Source organism: Thalassiella azotivora (genome assembly GCF_054781695.1).
The window spans coordinates 24,694-39,890 of the sequence record NZ_BAAGTX010000018.1 but is presented as its reverse complement, the minus strand read 5'-3'; the positions used below and the strand labels follow the sequence as shown (position 1 = coordinate 39,890).

Below are 15,197 nucleotides of genomic sequence, written 5' to 3'. Positions count from 1 at the left end.
CCTCGACCGACCGCTCGCGAGGAGTGCTTGATGTTCGAGAGGTTTACCGACCGAGCCCGTCGGGTCGTCGTCCTGGCCCAGGAAGAGGCCCGGATGCTCAACCACAACTACATCGGCACCGAGCACATCCTGCTCGGGCTGATCCACGAGGGCGAGGGCGTCGCCGCCAAGGCCCTGGAGAGCCTGGGCATCTCGCTGGACTCCGTCCGCGAGCAGGTGCAGGAGATCATCGGCCAGGGCCAGCAGGCGCCGTCCGGTCACATCCCCTTCACGCCCCGCGCCAAGAAGGTGCTCGAGCTGTCCCTGCGCGAGGCGCTGCAGCTCGGCCACAACTACATCGGCACCGAGCACATCCTGCTCGGGCTGATCCGCGAGGGCGAGGGCGTCGCCGCCCAGGTCCTCGTCAAGCTCGGCGCCGACCTCAACCGCGTGCGCCAGCAGGTGCTCCAGCTGCTGTCCGGCTACCAGGGCAAGGAGCCCGCGACCGCGGGCGGGCCCGCCGAGGGCACGCCGTCCGGCTCGCTCGTGCTCGACCAGTTCGGGCGCAACCTGACCCAGGCCGCCCGCGAGGGCAAGCTCGACCCGGTGATCGGGCGCGAGAAGGAGATCGAGCGGGTCATGCAGGTGCTGTCCCGCCGCACCAAGAACAACCCGGTCCTCATCGGCGAGCCGGGCGTCGGCAAGACCGCCGTCGTCGAGGGCCTGGCCCAGAACGTCGTCAAGGGCGAGGTGCCCGAGACCCTCAAGGACAAGCAGCTCTACACGCTCGACCTCGGCGCGCTGGTCGCCGGCTCGCGCTACCGCGGCGACTTCGAGGAGCGGCTGAAGAAGGTCCTCAAGGAGATCCGCACCCGCGGCGACATCATCCTGTTCATCGACGAGATCCACACGCTCGTCGGTGCCGGCGCCGCCGAGGGCGCGATCGACGCGGCGAGCATCCTCAAGCCGATGCTGGCCCGTGGCGAGCTGCAGACCATCGGCGCCACCACGCTCGACGAGTACCGCAAGCACGTCGAGAAGGACCCCGCCCTGGAGCGGCGCTTCCAGCCGATCCAGGTCCAGGAGCCGAACCTGGCGCACGCCATCGAGATCCTCAAGGGCCTGCGCGACCGGTACGAGGCCCACCACCGGGTGTCCATCACCGACGGCGCGCTGGTCGCCGCCGCGAACCTCGCGGACCGGTACGTCAACGACCGGTACCTGCCGGACAAGGCGATCGACCTCATCGACGAGGCGGGCGCGCGGCTGCGCATCCGCCGGATGACCGCCCCGCCGGACCTGCGCGAGTTCGACGAGAAGATCGCGAACGTGCGGCGCGAGAAGGAGTCCGCGATCGACGCGCAGGACTTCGAGAAGGCTGCGTCGCTGCGCGACTCCGAGAAGAAGCTGCTCGCGGCCAAGGCCGAGCGCGAGAAGCAGTGGAAGGCCGGCGACATGGACGTCGTCGCCGAGGTCGACGAGGAGCTCATCGCCGAGGTGCTCGCCACGGCGACGGGCATCCCGATCGTCAAGCTCACCGAGGAGGAGTCCTCGCGGCTGCTGCACATGGAGGACGAGCTGCACAAGCGGATCGTCGGCCAGCACGACGCGATCAAGGCGCTCTCCCAGGCCATCCGCCGCACCCGCGCCGGTCTGAAGGACCCGAAGCGTCCCGGCGGCTCGTTCATCTTCGCCGGCCCCACCGGCGTCGGTAAGACCGAGCTCGCCAAGGCGCTCGCGGAGTTCCTCTTCGGCGAGGAGGACGCGCTGATCCAGCTCGACATGTCGGAGTTCTCCGAGAAGCACACCGTGTCGCGGCTGTTCGGCTCGCCCCCCGGCTACGTCGGCTACGAGGAGGGTGGTCAGCTCACCGAGAAGGTGCGCCGCCGTCCGTTCTCCGTCGTCCTGTTCGACGAGGTGGAGAAGGCCCACGCGGACATCTTCAACTCGCTGCTGCAGATCCTCGAGGACGGTCGCCTGACCGACTCGCAGGGCCGCACGGTGGACTTCAAGAACACCGTGATCATCATGACGACGAACCTCGGCACCCGGGACATCGCCAAGGGCCTGCAGATGGGCTTCCAGGCGGGCGGCGACCTGTCGACGTCGTACGACCGGATGAAGCAGAAGGTCAACGAGGAGCTCAAGCAGCACTTCCGGCCGGAGTTCCTCAACCGCGTCGACGACGTGGTGGTCTTCCCGCAGCTCACCCAGCCGGAGATCGTCCAGATCGTCGACCTGATGATCGCCCGGCTCGACGAGCGGCTGCGCGACAAGGACATGGGCATCGAGCTCACCCAGGCCGCGAAGGACCTGCTGGCCGAGCGTGGCTACGACCCGGTCCTCGGTGCCCGGCCGCTGCGCCGGACCATCCAGCGCGACATCGAGGACGTCCTGTCGGAGAAGATCCTCTACAGCGAGGTGAAGGCCGGTGACATCATCCTCGTGGACGTCGAGGGCACCGGTCCCGCGGCGACGTTCACCTTCACCGGCTCGCCGAAGGGCTCCGGCGTCCCGGACCTGCCCCCGGTCGAGGCCGCGAACGCGGGTGGGGCCACGGACGGCGCGTCCGGGTCCGCCGGCACGGACTGACCGGCAGCTGAGCGGCTAGCCGGCACGGCCAGAGGGCCGCCACCCACCGGGTGGCGGCCCTCTCGTCTGCCCGCCGCGCGCCCGGGCCGCACCTTTCCACCGAGGTGCGGTCCGGACCCGGCCCGGAGGCGCACCTTTCCACCGACGTGCGGTCCGGACCCGGCCCGGAGGCGCACCTTTCCACCAACGTGCGGTCCGGTCCGGCTCCTGGCCGCACCTTTCCACCGACGTGCGGTCCGGACCCGGCCCGGAGGCGCACCTTTCCACCGACGTGCGGTCCGGGCCCGTCCCGGAGGCGCACGTTTCCACCAACGTGCGGCCCGGGGACGGACGGACCGAGGGCACGGACCCTGTCGGTCCGTGCCCTCGGTCGTCGCCGGCGCGTCGCCGGCAGCGCGTCAGCCCAGGACGTCGACCACGCGGTCGAGGGAGGCGACGGACGGCCGGACGCCGGCCTGGTCCAGCGCCCGGCGGTAGGCGGCGGCCGCGTCGGCGGGCTCGGTGTCGCGCATCAGCCGGTCACCGAGGGCGCGCCAGCACTCGGCCGACGCCCGGCCCGCGGACTGCGACATCAGCTGGTCGGCGGCCGTCCGGTAGCAGACCAGCGCGGCGTCGACGTCCCCGCTCGCCCGCAGGGCGTCACCGAGCATGATCCTGGCCTGGACGGTCTCGATCCCCGAGGAGCCCTCGAGGTGGGCGATCGCCTGCTGCGCGTACTCGACGGCCTCCTGCGGCTCGGCGGCGAGCAGCGCGGCCTGGGAGCGCGCGGTCGACCAGTGCGCCCGGTCGACGGGGGAGCCCCAGCGCCGCAGGTCCTCGTACGCCTTGTCCAGCTCGGTGACCGCGCGGTGGACCAGCGGGTCGTCCAGGCGCAGCCACAGCCACGCGCACGCCACCCGCAGCCGGCACAGGTCACGCGAGTCGTCGCCCTCGGACAGGTGACCCAGCGCCCTGCTGCTGTAGCGGGCGGCCTGGTCGACGTCGCCACGGGCCTCGGCCACGATGGCGGCGTTCCAGTAGATGGCGCCCTGGCCGGCGCGGGAGCCGACCTCCTCGGCCACCGGGAGCCAGCGGTCGGCGAACGCCGCGGCGTGGGTGAGGTCCCCGCGCTCGAAGTAGGCGGCCATCACGGTGGCCGCCAGGCGCAGGTGGTCGTCGGTCCCGACGAGGCCGCGCTCGTCGGCGACGGCCAGCGCGCGCTCCCCGACGTCCACGGCGCGGTGGACGTCGCCGGCGTCCAGCGAGCAGCGGCACAGCCGGATCGCCACGGTGGTCACGGGGACCCCGGTCTCGCCGGCGAGGGCGCGCTCGTACAGCGGCGTGATCTCGGCGATGGCCGCATCGAGGTCACCGAGGTTCTCCAGCGCGCGGGCCAGGCCGAGCCGGGCGTCGTCGCGGATGTCGCCCGGCAGGGACTCGTCGTCGAGGAGCTCGCGGTACTGGGACCGGGCGTCCAGGGCGCGTCCGTCGCCGAGCGCGAGCGCGGCCAGGTTCAGCGCCAGGGTCGCGGCCTGCGTGCTCGCCGGCTCCCGCCCCTCGAGGACCATGGTCACGCTGCAGCCGAGCCGCTCGGCGAGCGTGGAGGCCACCTCGTGGGTCGGGCGGCGGCGCCCGGACTCGATCAGCGAGATGTAGCTGGGGGACAGGTCCCCGCCGGCCAGCTGGGTCTGCGACAACCCCGCGTCCAGGCGGAGCCTGCGAAGGCGCTGCCCGAGTTCCTCGTCCATGTTCCGTTCCCTCCCGGTGGTGCGCCGCCGTCCTGCAGCGCACGTGGCTTCCCGGCCGCCCACCCCGGCCGCCGGCGGTGCCGGCGCGTGGTCTGCGCCGTCCCGTCGGAGACGGGATCGTCGTGCTCGTTGTCGGTCGTCTCGTGGTGGTCGTGCTGGTCGTGCTGGTCGTGCTGGTCCCGCTGGTCGGGGCCCCGCCGTGGCTCAGGACGCCCCGGCGGTGCCGTCCCGGCGTCGTCCTGCTCCCGCTGCCGTCACTTGGAGCAGCAGGTGAGGGTCCCGTCCGTCGACGCCACCTCCTCGTGCGCGACGGCCGCCCCCGCGACCGTCAGCAACGACAGGGAGACGGTCGCGAACGCGGCCGAGAGGACTCTGCGGGTGCGGGACCTGCCGTGGCGCATGGCCTGACTCCCTGTGACGTGGTGGGTCAACGTCCTGTCAAGGTACCCCGGGCGGTGTCGTCAGGGAAGGGTTGCGCGCTCAACCACCCGACCGGGTGGTGCCCGTAGGTGACTGCGGTCAGCGGTCCCACGCTCCGGACGGTCCTCCCGGCAGGCGGGCGCCGGGCGGGTGAGTCGTGCTCAGAGCGCCGCGCGCAGGTCGGCCAGCTGCTGGATCTCCTTGGTCTGCGTGACCCCGATCCCGGTGGCGAGCTCGGCGACCACCTCGTCGGTGCCCTCCCGCAGCACCTCCTCGACCATCACCAGCGCCCCCTGGTGGTGCGCGGTCATCAGGTCGATGAACAGCCGGTCGAAGTCGCCGCCGCGAGCCGCCTCGAGCCGGTCGAGGTCGGCGGGTGAGGCCATGCCGGGCATCCCGGAGTGGTCGGAGTGGTCGGCGTGGTCGTCGCCGACCAGGCGGGGTGGCTCCTCGCCCCACGCCTCGAGCTGGGCGGTCATCACCTGGATCTCCGGCTCCTGCGCGACCGCGATCCGCTCGGCGAAGGAGCGCAGGCGGTCGCTGCCGGCACGCTCGGGGGCCATCGCGGCCATCGTCAGCGCCTGGGAGTGGTGGACGGCCATGTCCTGCAGGAAGCGCACGTCGTCGGGGTCGACGTCGTGCTCGACGCGGGCGGCCGGCGGGTCGGTGAGGGTCACCGCGGGCTCTCCGGGGCGGCCGGGCACGATCACCCGGCGGTCACCCTCGGCCGTGGCCGCCGCGTCGGGCGAGCCCTGGCCGTCGGGGTCGCCGCCGCTGCACCCACCGACGGCGAGGACGGCGGCGAGGGCGGCGACGGCGGTCAGGGTGCGGCCTGCGGAGGGGGCCGGGACGCGCGCCGGGGGTGAGGTCGGGGTGCGGGGCACAGGCGCACCGTAACCCGGCGGCGCGCCGGTCAGGCAGCCCCCTGACCGCCGGTGAGGCGCGCGGGCCGGCGACCGGGACGACTCGGCGGAACGTGACAACAGGGTCACTCCGCGCTTGGTGGGACGAATCGTCCCGGACCCCTTCCGCTGACCCCTCGTCGTGGTGCAGGGTGACGTGCGTCATACCCCGACACCTCTGGAGGTCCTGCCCCCATGTTGTCCCGCACCAGCTCCTCCTCACGCTCACGGCGCCTCGTCGGGGGACTCGGCGTCGTCGCGCTGGCCCTGGGGACGGCGGCGCTGACCGCGTCGGCGTCCGTGGCGACCCCCGGCGACCCCGCCGGCGGCGATGCCCTCGCACCCGGCGAGACCGCCGGCAGCCGCAACCTCCAGCACGTCGCCAACCTCCCGCTGACGGAGGAGATCGCCGGCTTCGGCACGGACCTGGCGTTCCAGGACGACTACGCGTTCGTCGGCAACTACGACGGCTTCTACGTCTACGACATCTCCCAGCCGCGCAAGCCCGAGCGCGTGGCCGAGGTCTACTGCCCCGGCGCGCAGAACGACATCAGCGTCTACGGCGACCTGCTCGTGCTGTCCACGGACTCCTCGCGCAGCGACGACTCCTGCTCCAGCACGTCCCAGTCGGCGGCGATCGAGGAGTCGTGGGAGGGCATCAAGATCTTCGACATCAGCGACGTGCGGAACCCGCAGTACGTCAAGGCCGTCGAGACCGCCTGCGGCTCCCACACCCACACGCTGGTGCCGGACACCGCGGGCACCGACGTCTACGTCTACGTGTCGTCGTACAGCCCGCGCGTCGAGTTCCCCGACTGCCAGCCCCCGCACGACCAGATCTCCATCGTGAAGGTGCCGCTGCAGAGCCCGACCGACGCCGCGGTGGTGGCCGAGCCGAACCTCTTCCCGGACGGCGGGTACACGAACACCACCGGCTGCCACGACATCACCGTGTACCCGGCGCGCAACCTGGCCGCCGGTGCCTGCATGGGTGACGGGGTCCTGTGGGACATCACCGACCGGGTGAACCCGGTGGAGCTCTCCCGCGTCCAGGACACGAACTTCGCGTTCTGGCACTCCGCGACGTTCAACGAGGCCGGCACCAAGGTCGTCTTCACCGACGAGCTCGGCGGCGGCGGCGGCGCGGTCTGCAACGAGGAGGTCGGCCCGGAGCGCGGCGCCAACGGCATCTACGACATCAGCGGTGAGGGCGCCGACCGCGAGCTCGTGTTCAAGAGCTACTACAAGATCCCGCGCCAGCAGGGTCCGACCGAGAACTGCGTCGCCCACAACGGGTCGCTGATCCCGGTGAAGGGCAAGGACATCATGGTGCAGTCCTGGTACCAGGGTGGCATCAGCGTCTTCGACTTCACCGACTCGGAGAACCCGACCGAGATCGCCTGGTGGGAGCGCGGCCCGATCTCCGAGGAGCGCCTGGTGCTCGGCGGCTTCTGGTCGTCGTACTACTACAACGGCCACGTCTTCGGCAGCGACATCACCGAGGGCTTCGACGTCTTCAAGGTCAACGACCCGCGGACGGCGCGCGCCAACGCGGTGAAGGTGTCCCAGTTGAACGTCCAGACGCAGCCCGTCTACCAGAAGTGACCCCCGCCGGGAGGTGACCACCGGTCGCCTCCCGGCCCGTCACGACGGGGCGTCCCGCCCGCGCCGGCCAGCAGGTCAGCGCAGGTGGGACGCCCCGTTCACGTCCAGGACCGCGCCCGCCGTCCACTCCGCGTCCGGGGACGCCAGGAACTCCACCGCGGCGGCGACGTCCTGCGGGTTCGCGACCCGGCCGAACGGGCTCTGCGCGCGGACGGCGTCCCCGCCCGGGCCCTCCAGGACGCCGGCGGTCATGTCCGTCGCCACGAAGCCGGGGGCCACCGACGTCACGGCGATCCCGTGCCCGCCGAGGGCCTGTGCCAGCGACTGCCCCATCGAGTGCAGTCCCGCCTTGCTCGCCCCGTACGCGGGGACGTCGGGCTCGCCGCGGTAGGCGCCGCGGGAGCCGACGTTCACGACCCGGCCGCGCGGCAGCCCCGGCGCCGGGTCGACGTCCAGCATGTGCCGGGCGACGCACCAGGTGACGTTCGCGGCGCCCAGCAGGTTGACCTCCAGGGTGCGCCGCCACGCCGCCACCCACGCCTCGTAGGACACCTCTTCGACCCGGTGGTCGACGCGCCGGCTCGTCGACCCCGGGTCGTCGGTGAACAGCGCGGCGTTGTTGACCAGGACGTCGACCCGGCCGAGCCCGTCGACGGCCGCGGCCACCATCGCGCGCACCTGCTCGGGGTCCGCGACGTCCGCCTGCACCAGGACGTGCCCGGCGCCGGGCAGCGAGGCGAGCACCTCCTCGGCCTGCGCACGGCCCCCGCGGTAGTGGACGGCCACGCGGTCGCCCCGGGCGGCGAACCGCCGCGCCACGGCGGCGCCGATGCCTCGTGACGAGCCCGTCACGAGGACACCGCGGGAGGCAGCTTGCGGGTGCTGGTGGTCGACGTCCATGCGTGCACTCTGGCAGGCGATGAGTTCTGGCCGCTCCACCGGTCCATCCCGCACCGCACCCACCCACCACCAGGAGACGACGTGACCGAGCTGGCCCCGGACACCCGACCCACCGACGCGACCACCGCCACCGCGACCGACCCGCCGGTGAGCACCGGCTACGTGCCGCTGGGCGAGCTGCGGATGTACTACGAGGTGCACGGCGAGGGCGGTACCCCGATGGTCCTGCTGCACGGCGGCCTGTTCGACGTCGACCAGCAGTTCGGGGCGCTCATCCCGTCGCTGGCTGCCGGCCGGCGGGTCGTCGCCGCCGAGTTCCAGGGCCACGGGCGGACGAACGACGTCGACCGGCCGCTGACCAGCGCCCACCTGGCGGCCGACGTCATCGGGCTGCTCGACCACCTCGGGCTGGACCAGGTGGACGTGCTCGGCTTCAGCGTCGGCGGCGCGGTGGCGCTGCACCTGGCGATCCACCACCCCGAGCGGGTCCGCCGGCTGGTGGTCTCCTCGGTGTCGTTCCGCCCGGACGGTGACCGGGGCGGCAACGCCGAGGCGGTCGCGGAGATGACCGTCGACATGATCGCCGGCACCCCGATGGAGCGGGCCTACCGCGAGAAGTCCCCGCACCCGGACCGGCTGCAGACGCTGCTGGACAAGCTGGCGCGCTACGACGAGGGGTTCACCGGCTGGAGCGACGAGCAGGTCCGCGGCATCGCCGCGCCGACCCTCATCACCGTGGGGGACTGCGACATGGTGCACCTCGAGCACGCCGTCGAGCTCCTCGGGCTGCGCGGCGGCGACGTCAACGGCGACTTCGAGGGCGTGCCGGCGTCCCAGCTCGCGGTGTTCCCGGGGACCACGCACTTCTTCGGGCTCGCCCGGACGGAGCTCGTCCGCGAGGTGGTGCTCGGCTTCCTCGACGCCCCCGACCCCGAGCCCCCCACGGCCTGACCCGCGCCTGACCGCACTGATCGTCAGACGTTCCTGGGGGTGATAGCACCCAGGAGCGTCTGACGATCAGTGCGGTCGGGGGATGCGGGAGAGTGGGGTGGTGGGCACGGGCGCAGGCAGGCAAGGGGGCGCGGGCACGTGGCGGACCCGGTGGGTCGACGTCCGCGGGCCGGTGCACTGCGCGGTCGCCGAGCCACCGGACGGCTCCCGCCCGGGGCGGCCCACCGCGGTGCTGGTGCACGGGCTGTCGGGGGCGCACGCCAACTGGTCGACGGTGGCTCCCCACCTGCTCGCGGCCGGGTACCGGCTCGTCGCGCCGGACCTGCCCGGCCACGGGCTGACCCCACCTGCAGGTCGCGACACCCGGCTGCCGGCCCTCGCCGACCTGCTCGCGGAGGTCGTGCGCCGGGTGGCGGACGGTCCGGTCCTCCTCGTCGGCAACTCCCTGGGCGGCCTGCTCGCGGTCGAGCACGCCGCCCGCCACCCTGACACGGTCCGCCTGCTGGCCCTCCTCGCGCCGGTGGCGCCGCTGGGCCGCGGCCGCCCGCACCCGCTGACGCTGCTCGGGTTCGCCGCGTACAGCGTGCCGCTGCTCGGTGAGGCGGTGATGGGCGGACGTCGGCGCCTGCCGCCGCGCCGCCAGGTCGAGGCGTCGCTGTGGATGACCTGCGCCGACCCCACCCGGGTCAGCCGGGAAGTCGTCGACGAGCACGTCGCCGTGCTGCGCCGCCGCGCCGGCCACACCGGCCTGGAGCGCGCGTTCCTGGCGACGGCACGCAGCGTGGTGCGGCGCGTCGTCCGGCCGGCGGTGATGCGGCGCGCCCTCGACGACGTCCGGTGCCCCGTCCTGCTCGTGCAGGGCGACGCGGACCGCCTGGTCCCCGTCGGGGCGTCCCGGGCCGCTGCGGCGGCGCACCCGGACTGGACGTACGTCGAGCTGCCCGGCACCGGCCACGTCCCCCAGCTCGAGCGCCCCGACGAGGTCGCCGACGTGCTGCTCCGCTGGTGGGACCGCCACCTGGGATGATCGGGGGATGACGCTCGAGCTGGACCCGACCCGGACCGCCGTCCTCGCCCTGCACTGGCAGGTCAACGTCGTGGCCCCCGAGGGCTTCTTCGGTGGTCTGCTGGCCGAGCCGGTCGCCCGCTCGGGGGTCGTGGCGCGCGCCGCCGACTTCCACCACCGGGCCCGGCGCACCGGCGTGCCGCTGGTGTTCACGCGGTTCACGGTCCCGGACGACGAGGGGCGGCTCGCGCGCAACACCGCCTTCATGCGCGCGGTCGCCGACGCCCAGGAGGCGTTCCGGCCCGACGCCCCGGGCGCCGCCCTCGTCACCGACGTCGGCCACGAGCCGTCCACCGACCACGTGAGCGACAACCAGCGGCTGTCGGGACTCGCCGGCTGCGACCTGCCGACGTGGCTCGCGGACCGGGGCGTCGACACCCTGCTGGTGACCGGGGTGGCGACCAACCTCACCGTGGAGCAGACCGCCCGCCACGGCACGGACCTCGGGTTCCACGTGCACGTCGTCGCCGACTGCGTGGCCGCCGCGGACCCGGTCGTGCACGAGGCGTCGCTGGCGAACCTGGCGCTGGCGACGGAGGGGTGCCCGACGGCGGCCGAGGTGCTCGCCGTCCTGGAGGGGGCCGGGGCGTGAGCGAGGTCGTCGTCCGCAAGGCGCGCTCGACGGACGTGCGCGGCATCCGCGACCTGGTGCAGCCGTTCGTGGACGCGCGCGTGCTCATCGCCAAGGAGGCGGTGCAGTACTACGAGCACGTGCAGGAGTTCCGGGTCGCGGAGGTCGACGGCGAGCTCGCCGGTTGCGGGGCGCTGCACTGCTTCTGGGAGGACCTCGCCGAGATCCGCACGCTGGCGGTGTCGCCGGGGCACCGCGGCCACGGCGTGGGCGGGGCGCTGCTCGACCAGCTCGTCGAGGACGGCCGGGCCCTCGGCGTGTCCCGCATCTTCTGCCTGACGTTCGAGGTGGACTTCTTCGTCCGCCACGGGTTCCACGAGGTGTTCGGGACGCCGGTGGCACCGGACGTGTTCGCCGAGCTGCTGCGCTCCCACGACGACGGCGTCGCGGAGTTCCTGGACCTGGCGCGGGTCAAGCCGAACACCCTCGGCAACAGCCGGATGCTGCTGGAGCTCTGAGGTCCGGCTCTGAGGTGCGCGCCGTCGGCCCCACCCGGGGCGCGGGCGTGGCAGCGTGGTGCCATGCCGACCGAGGACGACGTACGGCGGGTCTGCCTGGCGATGGCGGGGGTGACCGAGCGGCAGAGCTGGGGCCAGCCCGCCTGGTTCGCCCGCACCCTGATGGCCCGCATCTGGGAGCCGGGTGTGGTCACCGTGAAGACCGACGAGCGCGAGGCCCTCGTCGCGGGTGACCCGGCGACGTTCTACTGGACGCCGCACCACGACCGGTCGCCGTCCCTGGTGCTCGTCCGGTTGGAGCGGGTCGACCCGCAGGAGCTCGACGAGCTGCTGGCGGACTCCTACCGGCTGGCGGGTGGGACGGCGCGCCGGCTGCGCTGAACGTCGTCAGCGGCCGGACGCGCCGTCCCACCCACCGTCAGGTCGGTCGGTTGGTCGTCAGGAGATGGCGACCACCCGCACGTCGTCCACGGCCGCCTCCACGAGGGAGGCGGTCGAGGTGTCCGTGGCCTCGACGACCAGCCGGACGGTCTGCCCGGCGAACGGCGTCAGGTCCGCCGTCCACGTCGACCAGGCGGCGTCGACGTCGCTCGCGGCGCCGCGGCGCTCGAGGACGACGCTGTTGCCGGACGCGCCGACGACGCGCACCCGCAGGGTGTCGCTGGTGGAGGAGTTCGACGCGTGCGCCAGGTACCCGGCCAACCGGACCTCGTAGCGCTGGCCGCCGGTGAGGGCGATCGCCGGGGACCGCACGGACGTCGTCCCGCCGTCCACGTCGTGCACGCCGGCGCTGCTGCCGGCCAGCGGCCCGGTGACCAGGTTGCGCGTGCCGCTGGGGGTGCTGGCGAGCTGCTTGGCGCCGTTGTAGTCCACCTGCTGCGGGACGGCCCGTTCGAACTGGCCCGCCGTGGCGGTGTCGGTGCCGGAGGCGTTGACCTGCCAGCCGCGGTCGGTCTCGAAGTCGTCGGCGAACAGCGTGGTCTCGGTGCCGCCACCGCCGCCGCCGTCCCCGCCGCAGTACTGGTCCTGCTTGCCGATGACCTCGTAGACGCAGTCCGCGGCCTCCATCAGGCGCAGCACGGCCTCGCGGTTGCGGGCGGTCTCCCTCCCGATGACGCTCGCGGGCGGGTAGAAGCCGCCACCGGAGCTGCCCCGCGGGTACATCTCGAACGTGTAGCTGAAGATGCCCTCCTGGCCCCACATCCAGTCGTTGACGCCGCCGTCGGTGACGTACAGGTCGCTGGCCTGCTCGGGGGTGTAGCCGTTGGACGAGGCCATCGAGCGACCGAGCGTGGAGAACGCGGCGTGGTCGTCGGCGGTCAGGCCCGGGCCGGTGTCGGAGTAGGTGTAGCCGTACGGCCAGAGGACGAGCTCGCCGTAGGTGTGGAAGTCGATGTGCGCGGTGATCTGCTGCTCGCCGCCGACCCGGCGGGAGCTGACGAAGTCCGCGATGGTGCGCGACTCGGGCGCGGAGAACGCCGACGTCCCGCGGTAGGTCTCCGACGACGGGCTGCCCGAGGAGCCGCCGCAGCAGCCCCAGCGGTAGCCCCAGTTGCGGTTGAGGTCGGTGCCGACGGCCGTCGACCCGGAGTTCGGCTGGCGGTTCTTGCGCCACATCCGGTACGAGCCGGAGGCGACGTCGTACTCGACGCCGTCCGGGTTGGCCATGAAGACGATCCAGATCTCGCGGCTGTCGACGAGGGCGCGGACGCGGGAGTCGCTGGCGTACTTCGTGGTCAGCTCGTCGAGCAGGTAGAGGCACATCTCGACGGTGAGGTGCTCGCGGGCGTGCTGGTTGCAGGTGAACAGCACCTCGGGCTCGTCCTCGTCGGTGCCGACGTTGTCGGACACCTTCGCCACCCACAGGTCACGCCCCTGGTAGGAGCGGCCGACCGACTGGCGGGAGACCAGGCTCGGGTAGGTGCTCGCCGCGGTCGCGACCTTCGCGCTCATCTCGGCGTAGTTGTGGTACGCCGCGTCGGTCGGGGGGAAGTCCTGGGTGCCGACGAGCTCGTCCACCTCGAAGCCGCGGGCCTCGAGCGCCGCGACCTCGGCGGGGGTGGCGCGGACGGTGAGGCGACCGTGGTCGACCTCGACGATCGAGGCGCCGGTGGCGGCGACGGCGGAGCGCTGCGCGGTCGTGCGGGCGCCGTCGACCTGGTAGCTGCGGACCTGCTGGGACTCGGGTGACGCGCCGGCGGGCGCGAGCGCCGCGGGGACGCCGAGGGCTGCTGCGGCCAGTGCGGCCACCGCCCATCGGAGGGGTGCCTTCATGGGGTTCTCCAGGGTGGGGGAGTCGGGTCCCCGGTCGGGGGCCCGGCCTGTCGGGCGCGCGCCAGCATGGCCTGCTATGACCGGTTCGTCCATACCCCGAGACGAATTATGACTGTCCGTTATGACTCGCTCACCCGTGCGAGCACGGAGCGGGCGGACGAGGAGGCGTCAGGCGGACCGGGCCGCGCGCCGCAGGGGAACGCGCTGCAGCGCGCCGAGCACCCCGAGCTGGGCCACGACGGCGATCCCCACGGCGCAGGACAGGAGCACCGTGGTGGTGCGGCCGCCGGACAGCGCCCCGGAGGCGAGCAGGTAGCCAGCCGACCCGAGGGTGGCCACGACCGGCGCGCCCACCACCAGGCGGTTCAACCACGTGACCGCGCTGGCGGCGACGGTCGGGCCGATACCCACCCGGTCGGCGTCCGTCGCCGCGCGCAACCGCCGCAGCAGGCCGTGCAGGGCGCCCCCGACGACGAGGCCGAGGGCCACCCCGGCGGTGAGGCTCCACACCTGCGGCCCCGTGCCGGCGTCCAGCGAGCCGTCGGCCAGGACGACGAACAGCGCGGCCATCACCGCGAGCGCCGCGGTGCCCACGGCGACGGCGGTCGCGGCCCGGCCGATGGCCCGGTCGACCCACGCGTCGAGCAGCTCGGCGTCGCGCGGCGGTTCGGACGGGCGCGGCGGCGCGGTCACGCGGTCCCTCCGGGAAGGGTGAGGTGACCGTCGCCGGCCGGCTCGACCAGGCCGTCGTCCAGCAGGGAGTCCAGGCAGCGCTCGCGCTGCGCGCGGTCCGGCCAGGCGGCGTCCAACGCGGACGCCGGGACCGGGCCCGGCGCGTCCCGCAGGACGGCGAGCAGCCGGCCGCGCACCTGCCGGTCGGTGCCGTGCCAGGCCTGCCCACGGCGCGCCGGCCCGTCGTGCGCGGGCCGGCCGAGGGCGTTCCACCGGCACGCGTGCGCGACGGGGCACTGCCCGCAGCGAGGCGCGCGGGCCGTGCACACCAGGGCGCCGAGCTCCATCACGGCGACGCCCCACCGGGGGCTGACGGGAGGGCCGGACGGCGGGTCGTCGGGCAGCAGGTCGACGGCCAGGCGGGTTTCGGCGGCGGTCAGCGTCGGGGCGGGCAGCGCGGCCCCGGTGACGGCGCGGGCGTGCACCCGCCTCACGTTGGTGTCGACGACGGCGTGCCGGCGCCCGAACGCGAACGCGGCCACCGCCGCGGCCGTGTACGCGCCCACCCCCGGGAGCGCCCGGAGGGTGTCGTGCTCGTCCGGCACGCGCCCGTCGTGCCGGTCGCGGACCGCGGTCGCGGCGGCGTGCAGCCGCAGCGCGCGGCGCGGGTAGCCGAGGCGCCCCCAGTGCCTGACGGCGTCCCCGGCCGCCGCGGCGGCGAGGTCCGCGGGCCGGGGCCAGCGGTCCACCCACTCGCGCCAGACGGGCAGGACGCGCGCCACGGGCGTCTGCTGGAGCATCACCTCGCTGACCAGCACCCCCCACGGGGTGGCGTCCGGCGCCCGCCACGGCAGGTCGCGCGCGTTCTCCGCGTACCAGTCGAGCACCGGCCCGTGCAGCGCCCGGGCGGCCTCTCGCGGTGTCAGGGCCGCCTCACGGACGGCGGCGGGCACGGCGCTGGTCATGGCGTCCGCATCATCGCACCCGGTGCTGAGCGTTTCGACGATGGTGGCGCGCAGG

General features: G+C 73.8%; 14 protein-coding genes. 8 read left to right on the top strand and 6 right to left on the bottom strand.

Translation table 11 applies throughout. The features are described from left to right. Window positions 1-30: 30 nt before the first annotated feature. Window positions 31-2,571, top strand: a complete 2,541-nt coding sequence (locus ACYVQV_RS13305; RefSeq protein WP_461023786.1) for an ATP-dependent Clp protease ATP-binding subunit — start codon at window positions 31-33, stop codon at window positions 2,569-2,571. A gap of 398 nt (window positions 2,572-2,969) precedes the next feature. Here ACYVQV_RS13305 and ACYVQV_RS13300 read toward each other — a convergent pair whose 3' ends face one another. Then, window positions 2,970-4,298 (bottom strand): helix-turn-helix domain-containing protein, encoded by a 1,329-nt coding sequence (locus ACYVQV_RS13300; RefSeq protein WP_461023785.1) that lies wholly within the window; start codon window positions 4,296-4,298, stop codon window positions 2,970-2,972. Window positions 4,299-4,568: 270 nt separating this feature from the next. Between ACYVQV_RS13300 and ACYVQV_RS13295 the strand changes: the two genes are divergently transcribed. Continuing rightward, window positions 4,569-4,706 carry a hypothetical protein gene (locus ACYVQV_RS13295; protein WP_461023784.1) on the top strand — a complete coding sequence of 46 codons (138 nt, stop codon included), beginning with the start codon at window positions 4,569-4,571 and terminating at the stop codon, window positions 4,704-4,706. A 173-nt stretch (window positions 4,707-4,879) separates the two neighbouring features. Here the strand turns inward: ACYVQV_RS13295 and ACYVQV_RS13290 are convergent, their stop codons facing one another. Next, window positions 4,880-5,602 carry a DUF305 domain-containing protein gene (locus ACYVQV_RS13290; protein WP_461023783.1) on the bottom strand — a complete coding sequence of 241 codons (723 nt, stop codon included), beginning with the start codon at window positions 5,600-5,602 and terminating at the stop codon, window positions 4,880-4,882. A 213-nt stretch (window positions 5,603-5,815) separates the two neighbouring features. Here ACYVQV_RS13290 and ACYVQV_RS13285 point away from each other — a divergent pair, with 213 nt between their 5' ends. Next, window positions 5,816-7,225 (top strand): LVIVD repeat-containing protein, encoded by a 1,410-nt coding sequence (locus ACYVQV_RS13285; protein ID WP_461023782.1) that lies wholly within the window; start codon window positions 5,816-5,818, stop codon window positions 7,223-7,225. Window positions 7,226-7,300: 75 nt separating this feature from the next. On the opposite strand, the gene ACYVQV_RS13280 is transcribed toward ACYVQV_RS13285, so the two are convergent. Further along, entirely contained in the window at window positions 7,301-8,125 is an 825-nt protein-coding gene (locus ACYVQV_RS13280) for an SDR family NAD(P)-dependent oxidoreductase (protein WP_461023781.1), read from the bottom strand. Between the two features lie 81 nt (window positions 8,126-8,206). Between ACYVQV_RS13280 and ACYVQV_RS13275 the strand changes: the two genes are divergently transcribed. The 5 genes from ACYVQV_RS13275 (at window position 8,207) to ACYVQV_RS13255 (ending at window position 11,612) form a co-directional block, all read left to right on the top strand. Then, window positions 8,207-9,076, top strand: a complete 870-nt coding sequence (locus ACYVQV_RS13275) for an alpha/beta fold hydrolase (protein WP_461023780.1) — start codon at window positions 8,207-8,209, stop codon at window positions 9,074-9,076. A gap of 100 nt (window positions 9,077-9,176) precedes the next feature. Then, window positions 9,177-10,103 carry an alpha/beta fold hydrolase gene (locus ACYVQV_RS13270; protein ID WP_461023779.1) on the top strand — a complete coding sequence of 309 codons (927 nt, stop codon included), beginning with the start codon at window positions 9,177-9,179 and terminating at the stop codon, window positions 10,101-10,103. A gap of 7 nt (window positions 10,104-10,110) precedes the next feature. Next, entirely contained in the window at window positions 10,111-10,734 is a 624-nt protein-coding gene (locus ACYVQV_RS13265) for a cysteine hydrolase family protein (protein WP_461023778.1), read from the top strand. Continuing rightward, window positions 10,731-11,231 (top strand): amino-acid N-acetyltransferase, encoded by a 501-nt coding sequence (locus ACYVQV_RS13260; RefSeq protein ID WP_461023777.1) that lies wholly within the window; start codon window positions 10,731-10,733, stop codon window positions 11,229-11,231. Before ACYVQV_RS13265 ends, ACYVQV_RS13260 begins: the two co-directional genes overlap by 4 nt. 63 nt (window positions 11,232-11,294) lie before the next feature. Further along, window positions 11,295-11,612 carry an MmcQ/YjbR family DNA-binding protein gene (locus ACYVQV_RS13255; RefSeq protein ID WP_461023776.1) on the top strand — a complete coding sequence of 106 codons (318 nt, stop codon included), beginning with the start codon at window positions 11,295-11,297 and terminating at the stop codon, window positions 11,610-11,612. Window positions 11,613-11,669: 57 nt separating this feature from the next. On the opposite strand, the gene ACYVQV_RS13250 is transcribed toward ACYVQV_RS13255, so the two are convergent. The 3 genes from ACYVQV_RS13250 to ACYVQV_RS13240 form a co-directional block, all read right to left on the bottom strand. Beyond that, window positions 11,670-13,505: a M14 family zinc carboxypeptidase gene (locus tag ACYVQV_RS13250; RefSeq protein WP_461023775.1), complete on the bottom strand. Its 1,836-nt coding sequence runs from the start codon at window positions 13,503-13,505 to the stop codon at window positions 11,670-11,672. A 168-nt stretch (window positions 13,506-13,673) separates the two neighbouring features. Beyond that, window positions 13,674-14,198, bottom strand: coding sequence for a hypothetical protein (locus tag ACYVQV_RS13245; RefSeq protein WP_461023774.1), 525 nt, complete (start codon window positions 14,196-14,198; stop codon window positions 13,674-13,676). Further along, complete coding sequence (locus ACYVQV_RS13240; RefSeq protein WP_461023773.1) at window positions 14,195-15,142, bottom strand: HhH-GPD family protein; 948 nt, start codon at window positions 15,140-15,142, stop codon at window positions 14,195-14,197. Before ACYVQV_RS13240 ends, ACYVQV_RS13245 begins: the two co-directional genes overlap by 4 nt. Window positions 15,143-15,197: the final 55 nt, after the last annotated feature.

What these genes read in the sequence shown, in the direction of transcription:
- ACYVQV_RS13305 (WP_461023786.1), top strand. Translation starts at nt 31, where the DNA reads ATGTTCGAGAGGTTTACCGACCGAGCCCGTCGGGTCGTCGTCCTGGCC.
- ACYVQV_RS13300 (WP_461023785.1), bottom strand. Translation starts at nt 4,298, where the DNA reads ATGGACGAGGAACTCGGGCAGCGCCTTCGCAGGCTCCGCCTGGACGCG.
- ACYVQV_RS13285 (WP_461023782.1), top strand. Translation starts at nt 5,816, where the DNA reads ATGTTGTCCCGCACCAGCTCCTCCTCACGCTCACGGCGCCTCGTCGGG.
- ACYVQV_RS13280 (WP_461023781.1), bottom strand. Translation starts at nt 8,125, where the DNA reads ATGGACGTCGACCACCAGCACCCGCAAGCTGCCTCCCGCGGTGTCCTC.
- ACYVQV_RS13265 (WP_461023778.1), top strand. Translation starts at nt 10,111, where the DNA reads ATGACGCTCGAGCTGGACCCGACCCGGACCGCCGTCCTCGCCCTGCAC.
- ACYVQV_RS13255 (WP_461023776.1), top strand. Translation starts at nt 11,295, where the DNA reads ATGCCGACCGAGGACGACGTACGGCGGGTCTGCCTGGCGATGGCGGGG.
- ACYVQV_RS13250 (WP_461023775.1), bottom strand. Translation starts at nt 13,505, where the DNA reads ATGAAGGCACCCCTCCGATGGGCGGTGGCCGCACTGGCCGCAGCAGCC.
- ACYVQV_RS13240 (WP_461023773.1), bottom strand. Translation starts at nt 15,142, where the DNA reads ATGACCAGCGCCGTGCCCGCCGCCGTCCGTGAGGCGGCCCTGACACCG.